26 protein-coding genes are annotated in these 24,503 nt (G+C 55.5%); 12 read left to right on the forward strand and 14 right to left on the reverse strand.

From position 1 onward, the window contains the following. Window positions 1–35: 35 nt before the first annotated feature. Together Q0816_RS06855 and Q0816_RS06860 are read right to left on the reverse strand one after the other, a co-directional pair. Window positions 36–1,262: an extracellular solute-binding protein gene (locus Q0816_RS06855; RefSeq protein WP_298848954.1), complete on the reverse strand. Its 1,227-nt coding sequence runs from the start codon at window positions 1,260–1,262 to the stop codon at window positions 36–38. An 84-nt stretch (window positions 1,263–1,346) separates the two neighbouring features. Further along, entirely contained in the window at window positions 1,347–2,396 is a 1,050-nt protein-coding gene (locus tag Q0816_RS06860; RefSeq protein WP_298848956.1) for an ABC transporter ATP-binding protein, read from the reverse strand. A gap of 146 nt (window positions 2,397–2,542) precedes the next feature. On the opposite strand from Q0816_RS06860, the gene Q0816_RS06865 reads away from it, so the two are divergent. Genes Q0816_RS06865 through Q0816_RS06875 form a run of 3 tightly spaced genes read left to right on the forward strand, consistent with a single transcriptional unit; the run spans window position 2,543 to window position 4,898 of the window. After that, complete coding sequence (locus Q0816_RS06865; RefSeq protein ID WP_298848957.1) at window positions 2,543–3,544, forward strand: ester cyclase; 1,002 nt, start codon at window positions 2,543–2,545, stop codon at window positions 3,542–3,544. Continuing rightward, window positions 3,541–4,416 (forward strand): amidohydrolase, encoded by an 876-nt coding sequence (locus Q0816_RS06870; RefSeq protein WP_298848959.1) that lies wholly within the window; start codon window positions 3,541–3,543, stop codon window positions 4,414–4,416. Before Q0816_RS06865 ends, Q0816_RS06870 begins: the two co-directional genes overlap by 4 nt. Before the next feature lie 11 nt (window positions 4,417–4,427). Beyond that, window positions 4,428–4,898 (forward strand): thioesterase family protein, encoded by a 471-nt coding sequence (locus tag Q0816_RS06875; RefSeq protein WP_298848960.1) that lies wholly within the window; start codon window positions 4,428–4,430, stop codon window positions 4,896–4,898. A 163-nt stretch (window positions 4,899–5,061) separates the two neighbouring features. On the opposite strand, the gene Q0816_RS06880 is transcribed toward Q0816_RS06875, so the two are convergent. From Q0816_RS06880 to Q0816_RS06890, 3 genes are all read right to left on the reverse strand, one after another. Continuing rightward, entirely contained in the window at window positions 5,062–5,526 is a 465-nt protein-coding gene (locus Q0816_RS06880; protein WP_298848961.1) for a GNAT family N-acetyltransferase, read from the reverse strand. A 674-nt stretch (window positions 5,527–6,200) separates the two neighbouring features. Further along, on the reverse strand, window positions 6,201–7,292 hold the full coding sequence (locus Q0816_RS06885; RefSeq protein WP_367180471.1) for a ParB/RepB/Spo0J family partition protein: 1,092 nt from the start codon (window positions 7,290–7,292) through the stop codon (window positions 6,201–6,203). A 14-nt stretch (window positions 7,293–7,306) separates the two neighbouring features. After that, the gene (locus tag Q0816_RS06890; RefSeq protein ID WP_298848963.1) at window positions 7,307–8,614 is read right to left on the reverse strand and encodes an AAA family ATPase; all 1,308 of its coding nucleotides are present in this window, start codon (window positions 8,612–8,614) and stop codon (window positions 7,307–7,309) included. 468 nt (window positions 8,615–9,082) lie between these two features. On the opposite strand from Q0816_RS06890, the gene Q0816_RS06895 reads away from it, so the two are divergent. Together Q0816_RS06895 and Q0816_RS06900 are read left to right on the forward strand one after the other, a co-directional pair. Further along, the gene (locus tag Q0816_RS06895) at window positions 9,083–9,766 is read left to right on the forward strand and encodes a DnaA N-terminal domain-containing protein (protein ID WP_298848964.1); all 684 of its coding nucleotides are present in this window, start codon (window positions 9,083–9,085) and stop codon (window positions 9,764–9,766) included. Window positions 9,767–9,992: 226 nt separating this feature from the next. Further along, window positions 9,993–10,601: an XRE family transcriptional regulator gene (locus Q0816_RS06900; RefSeq protein WP_298848965.1), complete on the forward strand. Its 609-nt coding sequence runs from the start codon at window positions 9,993–9,995 to the stop codon at window positions 10,599–10,601. Between the two features lie 53 nt (window positions 10,602–10,654). Here Q0816_RS06900 and Q0816_RS06905 read toward each other — a convergent pair whose 3' ends face one another. Beyond that, entirely contained in the window at window positions 10,655–11,425 is a 771-nt protein-coding gene (locus Q0816_RS06905) for a transporter substrate-binding domain-containing protein (RefSeq protein ID WP_298848966.1), read from the reverse strand. 121 nt (window positions 11,426–11,546) lie between these two features. Here Q0816_RS06905 and Q0816_RS06910 point away from each other — a divergent pair, with 121 nt between their 5' ends. The 5 genes from Q0816_RS06910 to Q0816_RS06930 all read left to right on the forward strand — a co-directional run bounded on the left by Q0816_RS06910 (window position 11,547) and on the right by Q0816_RS06930 (window position 14,456). Further along, a complete protein-coding gene (locus Q0816_RS06910) occupies window positions 11,547–12,287 on the forward strand; it encodes an amino acid ABC transporter ATP-binding protein (protein WP_298848967.1) in 741 nt (246 codons plus the stop codon). A gap of 9 nt (window positions 12,288–12,296) precedes the next feature. After that, window positions 12,297–13,055: an amino acid ABC transporter permease gene (locus tag Q0816_RS06915; protein ID WP_298848968.1), complete on the forward strand. Its 759-nt coding sequence runs from the start codon at window positions 12,297–12,299 to the stop codon at window positions 13,053–13,055. Window positions 13,056–13,066: 11 nt separating this feature from the next. Continuing rightward, a complete protein-coding gene (locus Q0816_RS06920) occupies window positions 13,067–13,402 on the forward strand; it encodes a carboxymuconolactone decarboxylase family protein (RefSeq protein ID WP_298848971.1) in 336 nt (111 codons plus the stop codon). A 5-nt stretch (window positions 13,403–13,407) separates the two neighbouring features. Next, window positions 13,408–13,653 carry a Rieske 2Fe-2S domain-containing protein gene (locus tag Q0816_RS06925; protein WP_298848972.1) on the forward strand — a complete coding sequence of 82 codons (246 nt, stop codon included), beginning with the start codon at window positions 13,408–13,410 and terminating at the stop codon, window positions 13,651–13,653. A gap of 200 nt (window positions 13,654–13,853) precedes the next feature. Further along, window positions 13,854–14,456 (forward strand): RHO alpha subunit C-terminal catalytic domain-containing protein, encoded by a 603-nt coding sequence (locus Q0816_RS06930; RefSeq protein WP_298848973.1) that lies wholly within the window; start codon window positions 13,854–13,856, stop codon window positions 14,454–14,456. On the opposite strand, the gene Q0816_RS06935 is transcribed toward Q0816_RS06930, so the two are convergent. Continuing rightward, entirely contained in the window at window positions 14,457–15,563 is a 1,107-nt protein-coding gene (locus Q0816_RS06935) for a hypothetical protein (RefSeq protein ID WP_298848974.1), read from the reverse strand. A 151-nt stretch (window positions 15,564–15,714) separates the two neighbouring features. Here Q0816_RS06935 and Q0816_RS06940 point away from each other — a divergent pair, with 151 nt between their 5' ends. Next, window positions 15,715–16,296, forward strand: coding sequence for an alkylhydroperoxidase (locus Q0816_RS06940; protein ID WP_298848975.1), 582 nt, complete (start codon window positions 15,715–15,717; stop codon window positions 16,294–16,296). A 48-nt stretch (window positions 16,297–16,344) separates the two neighbouring features. On the opposite strand, the gene Q0816_RS06945 is transcribed toward Q0816_RS06940, so the two are convergent. Further along, window positions 16,345–17,277 (reverse strand): hydrogen peroxide-inducible genes activator, encoded by a 933-nt coding sequence (locus tag Q0816_RS06945; RefSeq protein WP_298848976.1) that lies wholly within the window; start codon window positions 17,275–17,277, stop codon window positions 16,345–16,347. Between the two features lie 107 nt (window positions 17,278–17,384). Here Q0816_RS06945 and katG point away from each other — a divergent pair, with 107 nt between their 5' ends. Then, window positions 17,385–19,565 carry a catalase/peroxidase HPI gene (katG, locus tag Q0816_RS06950; protein WP_298848977.1) on the forward strand — a complete coding sequence of 727 codons (2,181 nt, stop codon included), beginning with the start codon at window positions 17,385–17,387 and terminating at the stop codon, window positions 19,563–19,565. A 74-nt stretch (window positions 19,566–19,639) separates the two neighbouring features. On the opposite strand, the gene Q0816_RS06955 is transcribed toward katG, so the two are convergent. The 6 genes from Q0816_RS06955 to Q0816_RS06980 all read right to left on the reverse strand — a co-directional run bounded on the left by Q0816_RS06955 (window position 19,640) and on the right by Q0816_RS06980 (window position 24,422). Continuing rightward, window positions 19,640–20,482: a fumarylacetoacetate hydrolase family protein gene (locus tag Q0816_RS06955; protein WP_298848979.1), complete on the reverse strand. Its 843-nt coding sequence runs from the start codon at window positions 20,480–20,482 to the stop codon at window positions 19,640–19,642. A gap of 18 nt (window positions 20,483–20,500) precedes the next feature. Further along, on the reverse strand, window positions 20,501–21,256 hold the full coding sequence (locus Q0816_RS06960; RefSeq protein WP_298848980.1) for an SDR family oxidoreductase: 756 nt from the start codon (window positions 21,254–21,256) through the stop codon (window positions 20,501–20,503). Between the two features lie 134 nt (window positions 21,257–21,390). Continuing rightward, the gene (locus tag Q0816_RS06965; protein ID WP_298848982.1) at window positions 21,391–22,221 is read right to left on the reverse strand and encodes an amidohydrolase; all 831 of its coding nucleotides are present in this window, start codon (window positions 22,219–22,221) and stop codon (window positions 21,391–21,393) included. Further along, a complete protein-coding gene (locus Q0816_RS06970) occupies window positions 22,218–22,646 on the reverse strand; it encodes an RbsD/FucU domain-containing protein (protein WP_298848984.1) in 429 nt (142 codons plus the stop codon). Before Q0816_RS06970 ends, Q0816_RS06965 begins: the two co-directional genes overlap by 4 nt. Beyond that, complete coding sequence (locus Q0816_RS06975; RefSeq protein ID WP_298848986.1) at window positions 22,636–23,688, reverse strand: aldo/keto reductase; 1,053 nt, start codon at window positions 23,686–23,688, stop codon at window positions 22,636–22,638. Before Q0816_RS06975 ends, Q0816_RS06970 begins: the two co-directional genes overlap by 11 nt. Next, entirely contained in the window at window positions 23,685–24,422 is a 738-nt protein-coding gene (locus Q0816_RS06980; protein ID WP_298848988.1) for a GntR family transcriptional regulator, read from the reverse strand. The genes Q0816_RS06975 and Q0816_RS06980 overlap by 4 nt, the downstream gene beginning before the upstream one ends. Between the last annotated feature and the right edge of the window lie 81 nt (window positions 24,423–24,503).

Genomic DNA, 24,503 nt, shown 5'->3' on the forward strand with positions numbered 1-24,503 from the left:
CGGTCGGCGGCAAAGCCCAACCGCACAATGGCATCTTATTTAAGGAAGCCTTGTTCAATGGCGGCGGCACGATATGCTGCCTCGACATCGGCCAGTGCTTGTTCAGCACTCTCCTTGCCTTGCATGAAATCAGCCAATTCGTTGCCGAGTGCGCTATGCATTAGACCCATGTAGGGCAACATCGGATAAGGAGGAGTGCCCATCTTGGCTGCGGCAAACACACCTTGCGCATCCTCAGAGGGTTCGTAGCCTTCGATCAGCCAGACGGCCAGTGGCGTGGTTTCGTCGTTCAGCATGTCCGGGCGGATACCATTTTTCATAGCGATGAAAGTAGCCTCTGCTTCTTCATCCGAAATATTCTTGCCGACAGTCCAGCCGTCCCACCACAAAGTAGTGGCCGGAATAGAGCCGCCACCAACGGTCATTGGTGCTGCGATGGCGTGACCGTCGATCACCTCCTGCAGCACGCCTTCGGTCGTGGTCTGCTGCGATGCGCGCGACCCCCACATATTCATGATTGCAACGTTTCCTGCACGGTATTCGGCATTGGTGGCATTGGAGTCATGGGTCAGGAAGTCGGGGTTCATGTATTCCGACAAGGCCTTCATCATGTTGAGAGCGTTGACACCGGCCTCGGTGTTGATGTTGGGTTCAGCGGTGCCGGGTTTGAAGTGGGTGCCACCATAGCCAAGGAACATGTTGTTGAATTCCTGGGCCAGGTTCCAACCTGCCTGATATGCGCCACCAACGGGGTTTTGCATAATGCCCTGCTCGCGAATAGCTTTGGCCACCTCGAGCAGTTCCTCATAGGTGGTCGGGGCTTCCACACCGGCTTGCTCAAGGATGTCCTTGCGGTACATCAGGTGCTGTGCGTTCGCCATGAAAGCGATCGCCATGATGTTGTCGCCAATCTTGATCAGCTGCCCCGGTTGCAGGTCCTGGCCATGCTGTTCCACCAGATCATTGAGCGGGCGAATAACGTCTTCGTTCATCAGCGCCACAAGCGAGCTGTTGGCGATGATGGCACTTGTGTATTCCGACGGATTGCCAGAAAGACCAGCTACGTTGATGGTCTGGTGCTCGGATGTCAGGTTGGATTCGACCGAGGCCCCAGTGCATTCCTTCGCGCCAGCCGCGACGGCCTGAATGGCCGCAAATTCGTTGCCAACGATATTGACCCGGCCGCCAATTTCACAGGCATAGCCTGCACTTGCGGCAAAGGCGGCCATCGACCCGGCCAATGCTACTTTCTTCAGAAACATGGGTATTCCTCCCTAGGTGGATGGGTGCATCTTCGAAGCCTGCACCCGGGTTAGACCCGTTTATACGGGTTTGAATTTCACTCTTTAGCCGTTCAGGCGCGCCCCGGTTTGTGCATCAAACAAGTGGCAGTGATCTGTATGGATATGGATCGAAACCTGATCGTCGATTTCGGCCCTATAGGTCTTGTCGGCTTTGACCGAGACCAGTGCACCACCGATCCGAACCGAGACCATGGTGCTGTCGCCCAACAGCTCTTGCGTGTAGATCGGTGCGTTGATCTCGCCACCGCTTTCCACAACATTCGCGTCCTCGGCGCGAAATCCCAGCGTGAAGGGACCGTCCTGTACGTTCAGCCCGTGCACCTCTGTGCTTTGGGCGCGGAACACACCACCCTGAACTTCGCCATCGACAAGGTTCATCGCTGGGTTGCCAATAAAGCTGGCCACAAATGTATTTGCAGGTTCGTCATAAATATCGGTCGGAGAGCCAACCTGCTGAACCACACCCTGTTTCATGATCACCACGCGATCTGCCAGGGTCATCGCCTCGATCTGGTCATGGGTCACGTAGATAGTGGTGACCGCAAGCTCGTGGCTGAGGTTTTTGATCTGCGCGCGCGTCGAAACACGCAGCTTGGCATCAAGGTTCGACAAAGGCTCATCCATCAGGAACACGTTCGGTTCGCGCACAATGGCACGGGCCAAGGCAACCCTCTGACGCTGACCGCCAGACAATTCCGCCGGTTTGCGGTGCAGGAAGTCATCCAGTTCAACCATGGCCGAGGCACGGCGCACTTTCTCGTCGTGAGTCGAGGGATCGATGCCGCGAACCTTCAGCGGAAATCGGATGTTCTCATAGACATTCATATTCGGATAGAGCGCATAGGACTGGAAAACCATCGCTACGTCCCGGTCCTTAGGCTCCATGTCGTTCACGCGTTGCCCGTCGATCAGGATGTCACCTTCGGACGCATCTTCCAGACCGGCAATCATGCGCATGGTTGTCGTCTTCCCGCAGCCTGATGGGCCGAGAAGTACCAGAAATTCCTTGTCAGCGATGGTCAGATCGAAATTGTTGACCCCAACAAACGATCCCCAACGTTTTCCAACGTTGCTAAGTTGAATTTCGGCCATTCTGTCCTCCCTGCCGCACAAACCGTGCATACGATTGCAAAAGCATAGACATCCGTCAGCCTGTATGGCAAGTATTTTTTGCAAGCGAATGCAAAAATGGCGGCGGCTGCTGCTTTCCTTCTGTTAAAGCACTGAAAGTAAACAACATGTCTTATGAATCTGAGAAAAGCGTTGTCCTGGATTATTATGATGCGCTGTGCAAAACAGAAGAATCAGCCATCCCTGATACGATCTTAAACTATTGTGCCGAGGACTTTCTGTGGCGCGGCTTCCATCCGTTTGACGAACTTCGTGGCGCCACAGAAGTTGCGAAAGAATTTTGGCTTCCGTTGAGAAGCAGCCTGTCGAAGATGCAGCGCCGCATGGACGTATTCATGGCCGGAAAGAACGAGATCGACGGGTTCAACTCGGTCTGGGTTGTTTCGATGGGACATCTCATGGGCCTATTCGACAATGCATGGCTGGGCATCGCCCCAACAGGCAAGATGGCCTTTCTGCGATATTGTGAGTTCAGCAGGGTCGAGAACGGCAAAATTACCGAGACCGCGATGTATTTCGACATCCCGCACCTCATGATGCAGGCCGGTCTGCAGCCCTTCCCGCCCCAGACGGCCGCGCAGCTGGTGCAACCCGGACCGATGACCCATGATGGCCTGATGTTTGACACACAACCCGCTGAAGAGGGTGACCGTACCTTGGCCGCGATCAACGCGATGATCGCAGATCTTGGCCGTTGGGACAGCGGCCTGAGCCTTGAGGACGAGCTGCGCCGGACCTGGTGTGAAGATATGATCTGGTGGGGGCCCTCTGGCATAGGGGCGACTTACACAATCGAGCGCTATGCAAAACAACATGCGGGGCCGTTCCGGGCCTCGTTTACCGACCGTTCAAAAACCAAACATATCTGCCGCATGGCCGAAGGTCACTATGGTGGTTTCTTTGGGTGGCCGAACTTCACCGCGCGTCCCACAGGCGGATTCATGGGCATGCCCGCCACCGAAAAAACAGGTGAGTTCAGGGTGATCGATATCTACCGGCGTTCTGGGGGCAAACTGGCCGAAAACTGGATCTTTATCGACCTCCTGCACTTTTGGAAGCAACAAGGTATCGATATTCTGGCCCGAATGGCAGAGGTGCCGCGAACATGACTGGTTGGATCGACGCACATCACCACCTATGGGATCTGAACGCCGTACAGTATCCTTGGCTTATGGCGCGTGGGGTAGAACGGTTCTTCGGCGACCCAACACCCATTCAGCGGGACTACTTGTTACGTGAATTCCAGTCAGAGGCTGTGCCTTGCGGCGTTCGAGCTTCGGTTCATATCCAGGTTGGGGCGGAAAACGCTTTGGACGAGGCCAGGTGGATTCAGTCTATCGCCGATGCAAACCCGAGCTGGCCGATCGCGCAGGTTGTCTTTTGCGATTTGACTACGTCGGGCTTGCCTGCCCAACTTGATAATTTTCAGACCCTGCCAACCGTGCGAGGTGTCAGGCAAATCGTTGGACGCGCTCCGGGAGAGGATGCACAGACGGGCACCAATACGTTACTCGATGATCCCGGTTTTCTAAGAGGTCTAAGAGAAGCCGAAAAACGCAATCTCAGTTTTGATCTGCAACTCATTCCCCAGCTGATGGAAAAGACCGCCCGCGTCCTGAAACTGGTACCGGATATTCGTATCGCCCTTTGCCATGCCGGATCGCCACATGACCGCAGCCCTTCGGGCCTGAAGGAATGGGCTCAAAATTTGCGGGCGCTGTCCAATCTGCCCAATGTCTCGTGCAAACTCTCCGGATTGGGAATGTTCGATCACCACTGGACCCTTGATAGCATTCGACCGATCATTGATGAATGCCTTGAACAATTTGGACCTGAGAAGGTCATGTTTGGCTCAAATTTCCCGGTCGACAAACTCTATGGAAGTTACGCCACCCTGGCGCAGGCATACCGTGATTTGGTTCCCACTGAGGCGCATTCAGCGGTGTTCAGCGAAACCGCTGCGCGCTTTTATGATCTTTAGGTACACTGGGAATGATGTTCACCTTTGAAACCATGGTGAAGCCTGAGTGGATCGACTATAACGGCCATATGCAAGACGCCTATTACGGTCTGGTGTTCAGCTACGCCGTTGATGCGATGCAGGATGAGGTCGGATTCGATGCTGAGTATCGCGCGCGCACCGGGTGTACGATCTATCTGCTTGAGGACCACAAGTATTATCTGCGGGAAGTCAAAGTAGCTGACCATCTTCGAATTGAAACGCGAATTCTGAATTGTGATGAAAAGCGCTTCCATTTGCATTTGCAGATGCTGAACGACGGTGATCTGACAGCAGTCGGCGAGTTCATGGAGCTTCACGTCAAGCAAAAACCAAGCCCCCATGCCGCACCGATGCCGGATGAGATTTTGCAGCGTTTGCAGTCAGCAACACTGCCACCTGGCGATGCGGCAGTGTTAAAGCACCGTTCACGTTCGATGACGACCGTGCACAACTCACGCTGAACTTGATAGAGACATAAGTGAAAGAAACCTGCTGTGACATGAGGATTGGCAATGGGCTTTGTTGCGAAGTTTTTCACTGAACGAGGAGATCACACCGGACCGGCAGTTTAGAAGCCAGTTTCGCAAATTGGCGAAATGGGCAGCGCCCAGGACCACAACCTACCTACGGTAAATCAAACCGCATGCCCACCGCGCCCTCGATACTGCGATAGGTTCGAAAACCCATCGCTTCATAGTAGCCAAGTGCATCCGCATGCTGCGCGCCAATCATTGCGTCTATCGAATGGATGCCGGCATCCGCAGCGGCGTTAAGGGTGCTGCGGAACAGCGCAGACCCAACGCCTCGACGCAATGCGGTGCTACTGACGTATGTTCCGATGACCCCCCACCCGGCGGGCACCTTATAGCGATTGCCAGATCGCGTAATTTTCAGTGACTGAAATCCAACCACCCCGCTCTGTTCATCAGATGCAACAGAGCACTTAGTGATATCAGGATGGTCTATGTAGAAGCTACGGACGTGTTCCGCCGAACCGGGCCTGGAGCTGTGCCACCTGTTGAGAATATCGATAAGGATTCGGCTCATCTCGGTCGCATCAGCCCTCACGGCTTGTCGTATTTCCAGCATTGCCATCTCGTCGTGTCAAATTGCTTTGGTTTCAGCGGCTCTAACATTTTGTTTCTGAAATAGCCGAAAACACTCCTTAACGCACAAATTCAATTTGTAGTTTCGATATGGCCGCAGCAAAGCCGAAAATTCGAAAAATCAACTCAGATCGTGACTCTTAGTTTTTGGCTCCGTTGCAACCCACTTCCCGCCTTACACGCATTATTTGTTATTTTTGATCGTTACATTTGTCGTACTATCAAATCCCAATTATACCTGATAAGTATCCCTTATCAAAGGTATCTGTTCCCCTCGCAAATACGATGCGGGATGCGAGCCATGTAGTCCTTGCCCCAGACCTCCCGGCCGCCTCCCCCGCGTCCGGAGCCTTTGCTGGCCAGCTGTCGCGAGTCTCGTTGTAATGGCCGGGATCATCGGATGATGCGCGCGGGTTCTTCGTTGAAAGAGTTCAACTGATCTGTGGCCTCTGACTATCCCTGCAGGAAATCAAAACCACAACAGAAGGAGAAGCGCAGTACATGGTTTTCAAGGGCCTCGAAACTCAGGCCCTCGTTCATTGGATCGAGGTCGTGGCTTCTCAGCCGAAAAAGTCCGACTAACTCTTAGAAAATAGACTAGGAAAAAAGGGCGCCGGACTCTTCCGGCACCCTTCAGCGAACCCGCAATCTTGAACCTTACCCGTGGGTAAGATCATCCTCCTCAGGAAGCGCGTCAATCAAATTTGCAATTGCCTCTTCCAATTTGCTGCGGTCTACACGTGTAAAATCAAGATCGTATCTTAGTTCAATTCGCCCACTTGATGCGGAGCATTTGGCGATCCCTGCCCTTCCCGAAACCTGAAATGTCGTCTTGGCACGCCGCGGCTTGCCGGTGTTTTCAACTGCAGCAACCTTTGGCGTGTAGATTTCTTTACTTTCAAGAAAAGACCTGAGAATAGATACTTCCCGCGCGCCATCCCGATCCGGTTCGCTCATCACTGCGTCGCTCACCTGGCGCACCAACCCCGGTGTTGCATCAAGCTTGCGCTTTAGTTCCACACCCACGTTTCGCGGAATGTCATTCGGATGCATCAGGACCTTGTCCAGCATCATCAACAGGCTGGCGAACGACCGGATGTAACTCCGTTTTGTATAACTGGCAGATTTAAAAAGTGTGGATACCGCCTTGTCTACGTCGGGACAGTCATTTTCAGGATCTTCGGAATATGCCCTCGCGAGAGCACCCATTTCAGCAAATGAGATATCCTTACGGATTAGGTTTTCGTCAACCATACGGCGATAACTGCTGTCGAGATCACTGGCTTCCGAGATACCTGCCGGTATACGGGCATATCTCTCTTCACCGGTTTCCTCGAACAATGCCCGGTATGCCGACAATCGGCGCATTCCTTGGATCAGCTCAAACAACCCATCTGATCGACGTTCAAGGCGGATCGGGTTTGACAAACCAACTTCGCGGATCGAATCTTTCAGCTCGTCCAGTTCCGGATCCGGTCCCGGTTTGCGGTCCCGCGTCAATTTCTCGGTGACGACCTCTGCTAAAGCAACGTGCTCCGTCACTAACCCCTCGGCTCGCAAACGAACCAACTCATGCGCAAGACGATCATTTTCGGCCCGGATGGTTTCTTCTGTGGATTGCTGGTCCCGCAAGGCGTCCGCGTTTTCAGAAATAGCAGTTGCCATTGGGCCGCGCCGTTTTTCAAGAACCTTGCCTGGAACTTTTCCGACAGGAATGTCATCCACTGGCGGCAAATCGATATCGAACATTCTGCGTTTCCGGCTCATACATCATCCTCCAGCTTGTCCCACGCCGACAGCATCACGCCCCGGAATTCTCCATAGACATTGTCAAAGGTGGAACGCGCTCGACGCCAAGTTTCCCGGGTCATTTCGCGATAGTCCATCTCGTACACTGAACTGAGGAATCGGCCCGATTGTTCGACGGCGCGCGTCATCTCGACCGGGTGTTCGGCGACGTGTTCGCCAAAAACTTTCTGAAATGCGTCGAACATTGCCAGATGCAGTGCGTTGCCTGGCTCATATCGTGTCAGAAGAAACCTCAACTCGCAGAAAGTTTTAGGAAGGCCAATCTTACCCGTGGGTAAGGTTTTGTCGAACCCGTATGCCAGATCCTCCAGAGCCTCGGCCAGCTGACCGATAAACGATGTCGTGGAATCGTACTCCCAATATCCGGGGCCCGAGGGGATATACAGCATGTCCGCGGCAAACACTGCGTTCATGGACTGATACCCAATGGCCGGAGGACAATCAAACAGGATCAGATCGTAGGCATCATCTGGAATCTGATCAAGGTAACGAGATACAGCTGCAAAGAAAGACCACTCTGGATTCAGATGGCGATACTGCGCCGAGGCGAACTCGACGAAGGCTGCGTTCGCACATGACGGTACCGCATCGATAGTTGACCAAGAGGTCTTCCTGATGAAATCGCCGATCCTCAGATCACCAAGCCCCATATCCGTGATCGTGGGTGGTAACTCCCGGCGGGGCAGGGCGGTACCTGATTCAGCGGCAGCAGGTCGGTTGTTCATACGTTCCGTTTCGCGGATCAGGTCACGCGCCATGATCCCCCAGACGGTATAATCCTCGGCAACGTCGGTCAGACCCATCGAATGGCTCAACGTGGCCTGAGGGTCGAAATCGACCACGAGAACCCGATAGCCATCAAGCGCGGCCGCATGAGCCAGATGCAAAGCCACAGTGGATTTACCAGCGCCACCTTTGAAGTTCGCAACAGCCGCGCGAATTGCGCGCTTGCCCTCGGGACGCGGAGGCATAAGGGACTTGCGGTTCACCTTGAGTCGTCGCCGCAGTTCATTCACTTCCTCCAGGCTGAACCAGCGCTGCCGCCCTTCCGGTTCAACCTCGCCGCCCGGCAGCGAGGGATCAGCGGCCAGTTTTCCACGAAAGGTCGACTGGTTGACCCGGAAGATCAGCTCAGACACCTCCCAACTGGAAAACCGGCGGAGCGTCTTCTCCATCTCCGGGCTAAAGGTCTGCTGGCGAATCCATCCTTGCAGCTTGAGGGATTGATTGCGCAATGCATTCAGGTCTTCGTGCGTGTACATGCCTCATGTCTCTTAGTTTGGAACGTAAAATTCTGCTCGTTTCTTATTTACGCCCGATTTGCACATTACGCAAAAGAAAATATGATAAGACTGCAATCTTACCCGTGGGTAAGAAAACAAGGCCCTGCAAGGCTATGAGCGATTCGTCGGCCTGAGGGAACAAGCGCTGTGATTCGTATCGGCATACCGCTGCATTTAGGGGGGCAGATCACCTTTAAAGGCCACATATTGGGGGACATAACACCCCAATAAGGGGTCATTCAACGCGTCCCCCCTCACCAATACTTCACCAAAATCTTATTTATTTGATGAGGTCGATTGGTGCAAAATTCCAACCCGTTTCAGACTCTGCTTGACAGAATCGAAGCTTTGGACGCTAATTAGCTCAAGATGACGAAAAGCGTTGGCAAACAGCGCAAGATTGGCGGGACACACCCGTCTGAGGCACACAGAGCGGTGAGAACGGGAATGCAGATTGCTAAACCGGTCGGGCGAAATGCGGCGGCCTTAAAATACGATATACTATCTGCACTAAGCGTTCATGCCTTGTCTGGTGACAAGCATCGACAACGTAGCATGCTGCGTATTATCGCGCTGATTACGACCCGTTATAACTGGAGAAACAACGAATTATCGATAGGGCGTGAAGAAATTTCGCGCCTTTGGACAGTGAACGAAAGAACCGTAAAGCGCGAAATGGCCAAATTTCGCGCATTAGGGTGGGTAACGGTCAAACGTCCTGCTGCGAGGGGCCGCGTAGCCGTCTACGAAATCGACCTCAAACAGATCATGATCGATACCCAGGAGGTATGGTCCGTCATCGGATCCGATTTCGAGGCTCGAATGAGTGAGGAGCCCGAACCCGAAACAAATATCGTACCATTCACAACAAAGCCTGCGGGAGCAGGCGTCGCGGACGCAGACGTGTGGTCTCAGGTGCAAACGATTCTGCATGGGCGAGATCCCGAACTGTGGGCAAGTTGGTTTCAACATCTATCCGAAGCTGAAAGGGCGGGGGGGCGTGTCACCCTTGTTGCGCCATCGCGTTTCATGGCGGATTACATTGCGCAAAAATGGACTGCTCGATTGCTGGCGGCCTATAGCCGTGTTGATCCCAGTATCAGAACAATTCGCGTCGATACGGTCGACTGAATGCTGTTTTTGGCAACCCGAAGAGCGCAACTCAGGAAACGCTGCCCATTGTCTCAAAAGTGTTCAGCTTGGTCCTGCCCGAAGATCATTTGCTGAAAGGTTTGCAAAACTGAACGACCGGGCCGATGATATTCTGAAAAGCGCTAAGGGATTTCCTTTTGAGTTTGCTCTGCAAATGCGCGGACAATTCCGTTGCCTTTTTCACGCGTGTCGATAGTCTTCGCAAATGGAAGTTTCACCTGTTCTTGCCGCTGAAAAACCGCCTCTGGATCAAGTGGTTGGGTCCGCCGTGAAAGCGCATCGGACGCTGGCTGGATTGACGCTGGCCGAACTGTCACAGCGGTCCGGTGTGTCCACGGCGATGATATCCAAGATCGAACGCGGACAGGTGTCTGCTTCGCTGGCAACTCTGGAGGCCCTGGCGGGTGGAATCGGAGTTCCCCTGATCAACTTTTTCGCCGGCACTGTCGAGCGCACGGATGTGTCATTTGTGGCTGCGGGCGAAGGCGTGACTGTTCAGCGGTTGGGCAGCGGTTTCGGGCACAGTTACAAGCTGATCGGTCGGGCCGAGGCGAAACATGTCAGCTTCGAGAGTTTCAACGTCACATTGGAAGGCCCTTTGGACAAACGCCCGCTTTATCAACACCAGGGGGTCGAATTCATCCATGTAACAGATGGTGAGATGGTCTATGGCTGCGGTGAAGCCGCTTATCATATGCGCTCCGGTGACAGCCTGAGTTTTGATTCAAATGCCACTCATGGGCCGATGGAATTGAAAACAGACAGGGTCAGCTTTGTCACCGTGGTCGCCAAAGCCGTGTCAGGGGACAATTAAAAACGCCCGGTTGCTGGGCCGGGCGTTTAGGAAATCAACCAATTTGAGGGGTTTCAGAGACCCCATCTCTCGCGATTTGCTTCGAAGAAGCCCTGGGCCTTTTTCACTTCGATCCAGTTGTTCACGTAGTTGATCCAGACCTGGTCGCCCTGCGGCAGGATCATCGCGATGGGCGATGGCGAACGGGGGCCTGCGTTCTTCACACGTTCCACCGGGAATTTCGCCTCAAGGGTCGACCCTTCGATGTTCGACGTGATGAACACATCGGCACGTCCTGCGATCACTTCCTGAAAACCGCGCGCCGGGGCTTCGACCACCTTGATATCAGCGTTCGGGAACCATTCGCGGACACGTTTTTCGAATGTGGTGCCCAGGGTGGTCGCGACCTTTACGCCGGGCTGGTTGATCGAGTCATAACCGTCGAACTTGTCGGCCTTTTCTTTGGTGGTATAGGGGAAAAGTTCGACCGCGATGTAGCTGTCGGAAAAGCCCGCGACCTTCATGCGCGGCGGTGAAATCGATGCTGAGCCGGTCAGATGATACTTGCCGGCTACCACACCGTTGACCAGTGTTTTCCAGTCGGTTGGCACATACTCGACCTCAACCCCCAGATCGGCGGCCAGTTCGTTCATGATGTCGATGTCGTACCCTTTGTAGCTGTTGGTTGCAGGGTCGCGCAGAGACATGGGGTTCCAGTCGCCGGTGGTCCCAACCTTGAGCACGCCGGAGTCCAGCACCTCGTTTAGTGCAGATTGCGCGTGCGCTGCGCCTGACAATACAAGTCCAAGCGCGGCAGCGGCCGCAGCTTTCCAAAAAGTGTTCATAGGTTTCTCCCGTTGGTGGCGTTTCGACCTTGTTGTCGTATTCATCATTGATTTAAGCCCAAAGGGAAAGATAACCTCAAGAAAATATTATACTGTGACTAAAACAGGGGCAGTTCAGCTTATGCAAGACGCCGCAATCGAACTTGTGGGCGTGAACAAGTGGTTCGACACGTTTCACGTTCTCAAGGATATCAATCTGACAGTGAAAAGCGGCGAAAAAGTAGTGATCTGCGGACCTTCTGGGTCGGGCAAGTCCACTGTTGTGCGATGTATCAACCAGTTGGAAAAGCACCAGAAAGGCACCATTCGCGTGGACGGGATCGAGCTGACGGATGATGCCAAGTCCGTGGCCACCATCCGGTCCGAGGTTGGCATGGTGTTCCAGCAATTCAATCTTTTCCCGCATCTGACCGTGCTAGAGAACCTGACTTTGGGGCCGATCAAGGCGCGAGGCTTGAGCCGGAAAGAGGCAGAGGAAAAAGCGCGTCATTATCTGGACCGGGTGCATATTCCCGATCAGGCGGACAAAAAGCCTGTTCAGTTGTCGGGCGGTCAGCAGCAACGCGTGGCCATTGCGCGGTCGCTGTGTATGGAACCGCGCGTGCTGCTGTTTGACGAACCGACTTCGGCGCTGGACCCCGAAATGATCTCGGAGGTGTTGGACGTGATGGTCGAACTGGCGGATGAAGGCATGACCATGGTGGTTGTAACGCATGAGATGGGGTTTGCTCGCAAGGTAGCGGATAAAATGATCTTCATGGACGCGGGCGAAATTGTCGAAGAAGGCAATCCCGAACATTTCTTCACCGCACCCCAATCCGACCGGTGTCGCCAATTCCTGTCCCAGATACTGCAGCACTGAGAGGGGTCCATGAAAAAACTTCTTATGATAACGCCCCTGCTATTGCTGGCAGGCTGTTCGTCGTCTCAGACTTGGGGCTGGTATGTGATCGACCCGACCAAGGCGTCGGGTTGGACCAACGTGAAGTTCCTGATTTCGGGGATGGGCGCGACGATCCAGATCTCTCTGATCGCTGCCGTGATGTCGATCGTCATTGGGTTGCTGGTGGCCCTGCCGGGCTTGTCCGAGAAACGTGGTTGGCGGTTGCTCAACCGGATCTATGTGGAGTTCGTTCGCGCCATCCCTTTGCTGCCGATGCTATTTTGGGTCTTTTACGGCCTGCCCATCGTCTTTCAGTCGATGGGTATGAACGTCCCAATTGATCCGTTCTGGGGCGCGATCATTACTCTGGCGGTTTCCGACAGTGCATTCACTGCCGAGATTTATCGGGCTGGCATTCAATCCATCGCACGTGGGCAACGTGAGGCGGCGCAAACCATCGGGCTGAACTATGTGCAAACCATGCGCTATGTAATTCTGCCGCAAGCAATCCGGCGCATTCTGCCGCCTTTGGCGAACCAGTTCATCTACATCGTCAAAATGAGCGCCTTTGCCAGCGTCATCGGGATGCAGGAACTGACCCGGCGCGCGAATGAACTGGTGGTGACGGAATACCGGCCGCTGGAAATCTACACCCTGCTGATTTTCGAATACCTGATCCTGGTTTTGATCATATCAGCAGGGGTGCGCTGGCTGGAGCGTCGCATGGGCGCGGACGAGCGCGGATAAGGAGTTAAGAAATGGATTGGAAAGATTTCATGGCCGAAACCGAGGCCAATATAGGAACCTTCTCGAAGGAAGTGCCCGAAACGGTGCGCGGCTTTGGTATCATGGGCAAGGCGGCCAAGACCGATGGCGTGCTGAGCGAGAAAACCAAGGAGTTCATGGCGCTTGGCATTGCCATCGCAACCCGCTGCGACAGTTGCATCGGGTTTCACGTACGCTCTTTGGTTCGCTTGGGCGCCACCCGCGAAGAGATGTGCGAAGCGTTGGCCATGGCAACTTACATGGGCGGCGGGCCGTCTTATGCGTACAGCGCCAAGGCGCTCAAGGCTTATGATGTGTTTTCGGAGTAACAGCCATGCGTCCTGATCTGGCCGGAGCTGACGGTTTTATTCGAAACTGCTGGTATGTCGCCGGACGGTCAGAGGATTTTGGCCGCAGCCTGAGCGCCGTGCGGATGCTGGACGAAGAGATCGTGATCTATCGCGACACCTCGGGTAAGGCGATTGCTTTGGAGGACGCCTGTCCGCACCGCAAACTGCCGCTGTCACGGGGCACAATCGAAGGCGACCATGTGGTGCGGATATCATGGTCTGACCTTTGACTGCGGCGGCCAATGCGTCAGCGCGCCGACGCAGTTGGACAATCCGCCGCGCCCCGCTGCTGTGCATGCCTACCCGGCCGAGGATCGCTGGGGGTATCTGTGGCTCTGGATGGGGGATCCGGAACAAGCAAGCACGGACGGTATCATAGATATCCCCAATTTTCGACAACCCGACATGGGGCAAGACCCGGACCAGCGCGATGGAGATGGCGTGCCATTACCTCTACATCATCGACAATCTGCTGGATCCAAGCCACGTCGCCAGGGTGCATCTGACCTCATTCGCCGGGGCAGGGACGGATAACCGTCCGCTCGATCTTGAGGAATCGGAAGGCGGTGTCATCGTTTCGCGTTGGATCGCTGATGAGCCCGCGCCGCCCTATTACGCGCCGATCCTGCCGTTTGGTCCAAGCTGCGACCGCAAGCAGCATTACGAATGCCGTCTGCCGTCCACTGCGATCAACATGTCTGTATACACTCCGACGGGCGAGGGTGGGGCGGATCGGCCGATGTCGCCCAATGCGTTCGTCAACATTTCATACAATTTCATCACGCCGGTCGATGCGGAAACTTCGCGGTATTTCTGGTTCCAGCACCGCAACATGCATGCAGATGACGCGGCTATGTCGCAGCGCATGTTCGAGGGCGCGGTCATAGCCTTCAACGAGGATAAAGAGGTTTTGGAATACGTCCAGACCGGCATGGCCCGGCGCAAGACCGGGTATTTCAACCTTGGGCTGGACGCGGGCGCGATGCGGTTTCGGGCGCGGGTCGCAAAACGGATAGCGCAAGAGGCCGGTTGATCAACTGGCTGACAAGCGCCCGTTCGCGCTTTGGCCCACCTGTTGGGCAGGGGAGTCGAACACCGATTTGATACAGGGATACTGGTCGAGGATCTCAGCCCCGCTGGGCAACAGATCGGCTCGGAGCACGCCTGCATCCCAGATCGCAACTCCGTCCACCCGGATCGTCGGATCAAGCACATTCAGCGAAATCTCGCCCGGCGCATAATGCCCGCAAGTGTGAAAATGCAGCAGGCGCGGGTTGCCAAAGGCTGATCCGCTCCAACGTTCAAAGTTGCTTTGGGCAGGGGTGGTATAGGCGCAGCCCGGGTGGATGCCTGCGTGCCAAGAGTGCATGGTCAGGGGATCAAGGTCGAACATCTGGCCCACTTTTTCATAATGCATCTGTGCGCAATGTACGTCCATGGGATGGCCGTTGAAGCCGGTCAGGAGGTTGTCTTCGAACCGGATGGCCAGTGGCTCGCGCAGATCACAGCCGTATGGGTCATAGAACTTCGATCCGGTGCCAACAAGAAACCCGTCCTGAACCAGAACGCCGGAAAATCCTTGCGCTGGAACCGGCGCAAAGACCGACATCGGAAAACGCGTGACGCTGACATCTGCGGCGCCTGTGCGGGGGAAGGCAGCGCCCGGGCCGCTGAAGTCGGTGCCCAGTGGGCAGGTCACGTGGATGCGTCCGGCGTTGGCCAGCAGCGCGTTGACCGCGTTCTTCAGTTTAACAAACCCTGAATAATTTGCCCGTCCAAAGCCTGAAGACAGCATTCCGGCATCCAGCGCGTAAGACATGATGGGGCGTACGTCCGTCATGCCCGCGTCGAATCGAATTTGATCACCGGTGCGCGATAGAAACAGGGTGCGGTCGGCTGTTTTCATCGCCGTTTTCAGATCCTCTGGCACCAATGGGCCCATGGGATCGAAAGGAACGGTTTGAACAGCGGTGTTGATCCGGTTTTGCCGAGCACAGTCGATGATAGCCCCTGTGATTTCAGCATCATAGTAGCCGTTCGCTGCATCCTCGCAGATCACAAGCAACTGGCCGCCCGCCGTCAGGCCGCCGCACCTGACCAACAGGTTTTCAGCGCCCGCCATAAGCTCTGGACTGTGCATTTTGGCTGATCCTTATAAACCCCCGCCTGGGTATTTTACCTTTTTCACGTTTCTGTGATCCAGTAAAAGTTTCACCATACGAAAAAAGTTAACTGACATGATGGTGGGCTTTGTTCATAAGCTGAGCCCAAACAGGACAGGAGACGTTGCTATGAGTGCTTGGATCGGGATGATCTCGGACGACAAGGCCGATGGCCGCCTGAAAGAGCTGCTTGATAAATCCCGCACCCCTCATGGCACCGTAGATACGGTCATGCGTGTCCATTCATTGCGACCCGAGACGATGAACGGGCATGTGACGCTGTACCGTTTGGTCCTGCATTCGGATGACAACCAGTTGCCGTTCTGGTTTCTTGGGGTTGTGGCCAGCTATACGTCGATCCTGAACGACCGCACTTATTCACTGACCCATCATTTCATGAACGTGCGCAACCTACTGAAGGACCAGCCGCGCAGTAACCGGATTTTTGTCGCGCTCAAGGCGCATCGGCCCGAGGATGAATTCAATGGCAAAGAACTGGCGCTGTTGAGATATGCCGGTAAGCTGACGACCGATGTCGGCAAGATGGTGAAGTCGGATTTCGAAGCGCTCAAGATTGCAGGCTGCGAGGACGTAGAGATCCTGGAAGTCAATCAGGTTTGCGCCTATTTCAACTATTCTAATCGGTTACTGAACGGGTTGGGTGCAACGACTGAAAACGATGTGATCGGGTTTTATACCGGGGAAGATTGAGTCCTGGCCTTTGGTCGGAGCGCAACGCAAAAGGTCGGATGCGGTGGGTCATGCGTTTTCTTCCTGCTCGAACTGATCTGTACCCGATATGTTTTCCTCAGCGGTTTTGCGGATAATTGCGCCTATTTTCAGAAGGTTTTCGCCGAGCGGGTTGGTCTTTCGCCAGATCAGACCAATTGTGCGGGTAGGCGGGGTGTCCTGAAACCGGGCAATGGAGACGTCGGCGGATCGGGTTTCCAGCCCAACCGCCATTTCAGGTATCAGCGTCACGCCAATGCCCGCCCCGACCATCTGCACCAGTGTGGAAAGTGAACTGCCTTCCATGATGTGTTGTGGTTCGATGTTGCGGATTGAGCAGAAAGACAAGGCCTGATCCCTGAAACAATGCCCCTCTTCCAACAGCAGCAGGCGCATGGTTCTGAGTTGTGACGAACTTGGCGTTGGCAGGTCGGCATCCTGCACCGGACGGACAAGTAGAAAATCTTCGTTGAACAGCGAGAATTCCCGAAGGCTGGGTTCCGAGACCGGCAGGGCGACGACCCCAAAATCCAACCGTGAGTCCAAAATTTCGCCGATCAAGGTCTGGGTGATCGTCTCTTTGGGTTCGATGGTAAGTTGCGGGAATCGCCGCGACAGCGCTTTGATGATCGAGGGCAGCAAATAAGGTGCGACTGTGGGTATGACCCCGATTCTAATGCGACCGGACAAGGGGCCCGAGGGGGATTGCACCAAATTCCCCAGATCTTCTACCCGTGTCAGGATTTCTCGGCCACGTTTCAGCACGTCTTCGCCAAGCGCTGTCAGGCGGGTTTCACGAGCCGCGCGTTCGACGAGCGGCCCACCCATGATCGCTTCCAGCTCTTTGATTTGTATGGAAAGCGCGGGCTGTGATATCGCACTTGCAGCCGCGGCCTTGCCAAAGTGACCGTGGGTGGCGAGGGCTTCGAAATAGCGCAGGTGTTTGAGGGTCAGTGCTTTCATAGGAAAAATTTATCACAATGATAGTAATTACAAATTTCCAATTATCGAAGCGGTAGGGTACGAGTCAAGTCATCTGAACCCCTAGGTAAATACTCAGGAGATTTACAATGGACGGCACCCCCCACAATCATCAATCCGGCGGTTGCCCTGTCATGCATGGCGGGAACACGGGCACGGGCAATTCAGTCACCAAATGGTGGCCGGATGCGCTGAACCTAGACATTCTGAGCCAGCACGACACGCGCACCAATCCGATGGATGCGGATTACAACCACCGTGATGCGGTCAAAGGTCTGGATTTCAAAGCGGTTCGTGCTGACGTCGAGGCGTTGCTGACCGACAGCCAGGATTGGTGGCCGGCTGACTGGGGTCACTATGGCGGGCTGATGATCCGTCTGGCGTGGCACTCGGCCGGGTCGTACCGTTTGGGCGATGGGCGCGGTGGTGCTGGCTCGGGCAATATCCGTTTTGCTCCGGTAAATTCCTGGCCTGACAATGCCAGCCTGGACAAAGCCCGCCGGTTGCTGTGGCCTGCGAAAAAGAAATATGGCAACGCGCTGTCCTGGGCGGACCTGATCGTTTTGTCGGGAACCATTGCGTATGAATCCATGGGTCTGAAGACCTTTGGCTTTGGTTTCGGCCGCGAAGATATCTGGGGCCCGGAGAAAGACGTTTACTGGGGTTCGGAAAACCAGTGGCTGGCCCCGTCCGAGAACCGCTATGGTGATCTGGAAACACCGGGAACGTTGGAAAACCCGTTGGGCGCGGTTCACATGGGCCTGATCTATGTGAACCCCGAAGGCGTGAACGGTAACCCGGACCCGGCAAGAACCGCGCTACATATCCGTGAAACATTCGCCCGTATGGCGATGGATGACGAAGAGACCGCGGCACTGACCTGCGGTGGTCACACGGTCGGCAAAGCTCACGGTGCGATGGCAGGCGATCATATCGGCGCCGAGCCCGAAGCCTGCCCGGTGTCCGGTCAGGGTCTGGGATGGGACAACCCCGACCAGAATGGCAAGGCGACCAACGCCTTTACGTCGGGCGTCGAGGGTGCATGGACGAAAAACCCGACCCAGTTTGACATGGGCTTTTTCGACTACCTATTCGGCTACGAATGGGAGTTGGGTAAATCGCCCGCAGGTGCGCAACAGTGGCAACCCATCGACATGCCGGAAGACGAAAAGCCTGCCGACCCGACCGATCCGTCCGTTCGCCGTATGCCGGTCATGACCGATGCGGATATGGCGATGAAAATCGACCCGACCTATAATGCGATCTGTCAGAAATTCATGGCCGACCCGGACTATTTCGCCGATACCTTTGCGCGCGCATGGTTCAAGCTGACCCACCGCGACATGGGTCCGCGCGTTAACTACTATGGCCCAGATGTTCCCTCGGAAGAGCTGGTCTGGCAGGATCCGATCCCCGCAGGTTCGACCGGCTATGACGTCGGTGCCGTCAAGGCGAAGATCGCGGACAGCGGTCTGACCGCAGTCGAGATGATCAACACGGCATGGGACAGCGCGCGCACTTTCCGTGGCTCGGACAAACGCGGTGGCGCCAATGGCGCGCGCATCCGTCTGGCGCCGCAGAAGGACTGGGCGGGGAACGAACCCGAACGTCTGGCAAAAGTGCTGGGTGTGCTGGAGCCGATCGCAGCTGAAACCGGTGCATCGATTGCTGACGTGATCGTATTGGCAGGCAATGTTGGTCTGGAACAGTCGATCAAGGCCGCAGGCTTTGACGTGGCGGTTCCGTTCTCGGCCGGTCGTGGTGACGCGACAGACGAGCAGACAGACGCCGACAGCTTCTCGGTGCTAGAACCACTGGCCGACGGGTTCCGCAACTGGCAACTGAAGGAATACGCCGTATCGCCCGAAGCGATGATGCTGGACCGCGCACAGCTGCTAGGTCTGACCGCCGCCGAAATGACCGTTCTGGTCGGTGGCCTGCGTGTACTGGGGGCCAACCATGGTGGATCGGCTCATGGTGTCTTCACTGATCGTGTGGGTCAGCTGACCACCGACTTCTTCGTCAATCTGACGGATATGTCGCTGAGCTGGCATCCGGTAGATGGCGGCACCTACGAGCTGCGTGACCGCGCTTTGGGTGAGGTCAAGTTCACGGCAACCAGCGCGGATCTGGTCTTCGGCTCGAACTCGATCCTGCGAGGCTATGCCGAAGTCTATGCTCAGGACGACAATGCCGGGAAGTTTGTGCGCGATTTCGTGGCGGCCTGGACCAAGATCATGAACAACGACCGGTTCGATCTGGTTGCCTAAGTCATGAAAAAATCAGGCGAGGGAAACCTCGCCTGATTTGCTTTTTTCTGGGGCCTGCATTTGCTTTCGCCTGCTTATCCTGCGATCACCTTCTGTTTTTGAACGCCCAGGCCTTCGATACCCAATTCCATCGTGTCACCCGGTTTCAGATAGACCTGTGGATTTTGCCCCATGCCAACGCCCGGCGGTGTGCCGGTCGAGATCACATCACCCGGTTGCAGCGACATGAATTGCGACAGGTGCGAGATCACGGTTGCCACACCGAAATGCATCGTTTGAGTCGAGCCGTCCTGATAGCGATGGCCGTTGACTTCAAGATACATCGGCAAGTCCTGCGGGTCAGTTATCTCGTCCCGTGTCACCAACCAAGGGCCGATGGGTCCGAACGTGTCGGCGGATTTGCCTTTGACCCACTGACCTGAACGGTGCAGCTGAAAATCTCGTTCTGACAGGTCGTTGACCACGCAATAGCCTGCGATGTGATCCATCGCTTCGGCTTCAGTCACGTATTTTGTCTCTTTGCCGATCACTACGCCCAATTCGACTTCCCAATCTGTTTTGACTGAGCCTCGCGGGATTTCAACCGTTTCATTCGGGCCGTTGATGGCCGATGTGGCTTTGAAAAAAATCACAGGCTCCTGTGGCAATTCCAAACCGCTTTCCGCGGCGTGATCGGCATAGTTCAGGCCGATGCAGACAAACTTGCCCACATGGCCGACGCATGCTCCGAGGCGGGCGTTGTCGTCGACCACCGGTAAGCCCGTCGGGTCCAACGCACGAAGCCGCGCCAGTCCTTCATCACTGAGGACGTCGCCGGAGATATCGTCTATGATGCCCGACAGGTCGCGAATTGAGCCATCTTCGTGCAGCAGACCGGGCTTTTCCGCACCCAACGCACCAAAGCGTAACAGTTTCATGATGTGATCCTTTTCAGCTTATGTCGTCCAGCCGCCATCAATGGCAAAGGGCTGACCCGTCGTGTATGTGCTGCTGTCGCTTGCAAGATAAAGCGCGAGCTCGGCAACTTCTTTCGCCGTACCAATGCGCCCCATCGGTTGGCGAGCGATAAAATTCGTCATTGCCTTTTCATAATCGCCTGTCGATTTCAGGCGCTCGTGCAGGCTGGGGCTGTCGACAGTTCCGGGGCATATGGCGTTGCATCGAATGCCTTGCGTGACGAAATCGGCGGCTATCGACTTGGTCAGCCCGATTACTGCCGCCTTTGAGGCGCAATAGGCAAACCGGTTCGGCACGCCTTTCATCGAAGACGCAACCGAAGACATGTTGATGATAGATCCGCCGCCGTGTTCCAGCATAGCAGGCAGGGTCAAACGGATCAGGCGATACATGGCCTTTACATTCAGGTCGAAGCTGAAGTTCCAGTCCTCTTCTTCGCAATCCAGGATTGAGCCGCTCGCTACATGGCCAGCGCAGTTGAACAGGATATCCAGCGGCGGCAACTCAGCTGCGACACGCTTCACGGCGTGTGCGTCTGTCACATCGAGGTAAATTGGAGAAACGCCGCCAATCTCTGAAAGCTCCGCTAAAGCGGCTTGGTTTATGTCGCTGGCAAAAACGCGGGCTCCTTCGGCGGCAAACAATTCGGCAGTGGCGCGACCAATGCCCTGGCCGGCCGCACTGATGAATGCGGTTTTGCCTTTCAATCGGTCAGAAGGTTGAAACGATGTCATTCTGGTCCTCATATTCTTACTGGCAAGCAGATCTGGCGATGTTCTGGAAAGGAGTTCCCTTCCATTCGCCTCGAAGGTGGAATTGCTAATTTCTCAATACGGCGAACAGGGGGTCGAGGTTGGATGCAGCCATGTCACGTCCTGAGATGATAGGCTTTCGCTGCGTTCCCTCCCAAGATGGCGGCACGATCATCCAGAGACAGCATGCTCAGCAAATCTTCAGTTGTTTCAACCCAGTATTCATAGCTGTTGGCAAGTGTGCAAACCGGCCAGTCGCTGCCCCAGATCAGGCGTGATGGGCCGAATGTATCCAGCAAGTGCAGCACATAGGGGCGCAGGGCATCGGCCGTCCAATCAGGGGCGGCTTCGGTGACGAGGCCGGACAATTTGCAAAACGCGGAGGTGTCCCGTGCCAGTGCGGCCATGTCTTCGGCCCAACCCTCGATCACGCCATCGCGGATCAGAGGTTTGGAGCCATGATCGATTACAACCCGCATTTCCGGGTGTCGTGCCAGTAGTTGGCGCAGCTGACCAAGGTGCCGGGGCAGGGTGAGAGCATCAAAAGTCAGGTCGTTTGACAAAAGCGCGTCAAAGGCTGGACTCAGCGCGTCGCCGAGCATCCAGTTCGGATCGGCGATGTCCTGGATCATCGGGCGCAGGCCGACCAATACGGGATGTGCTGCAAGCGCTGAAATTTGCGCAGATGCATCCGGCGCTTCGAAATCGACCCAGCCTACCACGCCCTTAACGAAGGGCGTCCGGTCAGCCAGCGACAACATATATTCAGTTTCGGCAATTGTAGGTGCGGCCTGAACCAATACGGTCCCGTCGATCCCCTGTGTTCGCAGCAAGGGGGCAAGATCTTCAGGTCGGAAGTCCCTGTAGATCTGCGACAGATCCGGTGTCAGCCATCCATAATCGCCACGTTCCAAAGCCCAAAAATGCTGATGGGCGTCGATCTTCATGCAATCACGCCTTTTTTCAGGATGATATTGCCATACAGCCTGCGTTCTCCGGTCTGAATGATGGCAAAGGCGGTGGCCGCGCGCTGGTAAAAGGTGAACCGGTCCAGGCCTTGTATTTGGGCGGGGTTGTCGGCCTCAGCATCAATGATCCCTTGAAAATCAGCAACGGCTTCGGGTATGGCTGCCGGGTCGCCGACAACCTGCATGGTCAGGGCAGGATCGGGCACAAAAGTATCCATTGGCATGACGGACAATACGGCGCTCAGCAATTCGCTTGCCGATGAGCCATCTGCACGGATGCAGTCGGGGCCAAAGCTGGAACCTGGGAAATTGGCATCCGCGATCACGATTTCATCGCCATGGCCCATGGCCCGTAAGGTATACAGCATTTCAGGAGACAGCAGCGGGTCGAGATTACGCAGCATCGGCGGTGTCCTTGGGTAAGGGCGCATCTGGCCGGATCAGGCCTTCGCTGCGCAGGTCTGACCAAAGCTGTGCCGGGATTTCGTGTTCCAGCAAGGCAACGTTGGATTGAACTTCCGCGGAACTGACCGCGCCGGGGATCACTGTTTTGACAGCAGGATGCCCCAGAACGAACTGCAGGGCCGCTGCGATCAATGGCGTATCATGGGCTGCGCAAACAGCTTCGATCTTGCGAACACGTTCGAGGATCTCGGGTGAGGCATCGGCGTAATTGTATTTTGCGCCGGGCACCGGGCCGGTGGCTAGAATGCCGGAATTGTAGGGACCGCCCAGAATGATGCCAACGTCACGTTTTTCGCAAAGCGGCAGGAAGCTGTCCAACGCTTCCTGTTCCAACAGGGTGTAGCGCCCGGCCAGCAGAAACCCGTCGAAATCGCCAAGGCCCAGAAGTTTCTCGCAGACCTGCCACTCGTTTACACCTGCGCCGATCGCTGCGACCTCGCCTGCGGCGCGCAGTTCTGTCAGGGCTCTGAACCCGCCGCGGTCGAACAGTTCACGGACTTTGGCGTCGGACATTTCCTGACTGCCCTGGCTGAAAACGCAGACATCATGCACCAGAAGAATGTCTGCATTGGCGACACCGATCCGGTCCCGACTGGCTTCGTAGGATCGCATGACACCATCATAGGTATAATCGAACACGATACGCTTTTGCGGAACGTCCACAAATGCCTCGGGTGTCACTTCATGCGGCTCGCATTCCAGCAACAAGCGACCGATTTTAGTCGACAGCTGGATATTCTCGCGCCCGAACCGCCTGATGGCTTCACCAAAGCGATATTCTGACCGGCCCAACCCGTATTGTGGGGCGGTGTCGAAAAAGCGGATGCCCGCATCATATGCGGCCTGCAATGCAGCCTGCGCATCTGCGTCCGAGACTTTGCGGTACAGATTGCCCAAAGGCGCACCGCCGAATCCCATTCGGGTCAGCGGAACGGGTCGGGATGTTCGACTGTTCAGAAGAGTGGTGTATGAAACGGTCATCCTGCCTCTCGGATTCTTTTGGGGGTTAAGTTGAACAGATGCGGTTTTTCCTGCTGCAGCCGTTCGATCCGAGGCATCAGTTGTCCCAGATGATGGCGCATGGCGTCTTGTGCAGCACGCTCGTCATGGATGCTGATGGCATCGAATATCGCACGATGTTCCGCGAGTGTTTCGGCGATCCGGCCCGGCGTCGGCAACAAAAGCATGCGCGCGCGGCTGACTTGCAGCGACACGGTCTGCGCCACATCCGGTAGGCGCAACATTCCGGTGAACGCCATCAATAGGGCATGGAATTCCTCATCTGCCTGATAAAAACCGGAGACGTCATCGTCTTCGATCAGAAGGTCTTGCAGGCGCATGTTGCGGCTCAGCTTCTTGCGCTGATCTTCGGTCAGGTCGCGTGCAACTTTGGCCACTGTCGCCAGTTCCAGAGCTTCTCGAAGAAACGCGCCTTCACGGATTTCATTCATCGAGAAATAGGACACTCGTGTACCTGATTGCGGCACCACATCCACCAACCCTTCGGCAGCAAGCCTCGTGATTGCGTCCGACACCGGTGCCCGCGAAACGCCCAGGCGTTCGCAGATTGGCGCTTTTTTGAGGTTGGCCCCCGGCGGAAAGTCCAGTGCCAGGATTGCGTGCTTGATGGATTGGTACACCCGTTGCGCAAGTGATCCCTCGAAGGTCGAAATTTCTGGAAGACGGATGGCGTCAATGTCGTGTGGGCGGTTCATGGTTCTGAACTATCATACTAACATGTTAGTTGACAAGTGCAGTTTATCCTCGTAGCTCTGTGGCGGACCAAGCGGGGAATC

The sequence above is a fragment of the uncultured Ruegeria sp. genome (genome assembly GCF_947497005.1).
In the GTDB taxonomy this organism is placed as follows: domain Bacteria; phylum Pseudomonadota; class Alphaproteobacteria; order Rhodobacterales; family Rhodobacteraceae; genus Ruegeria.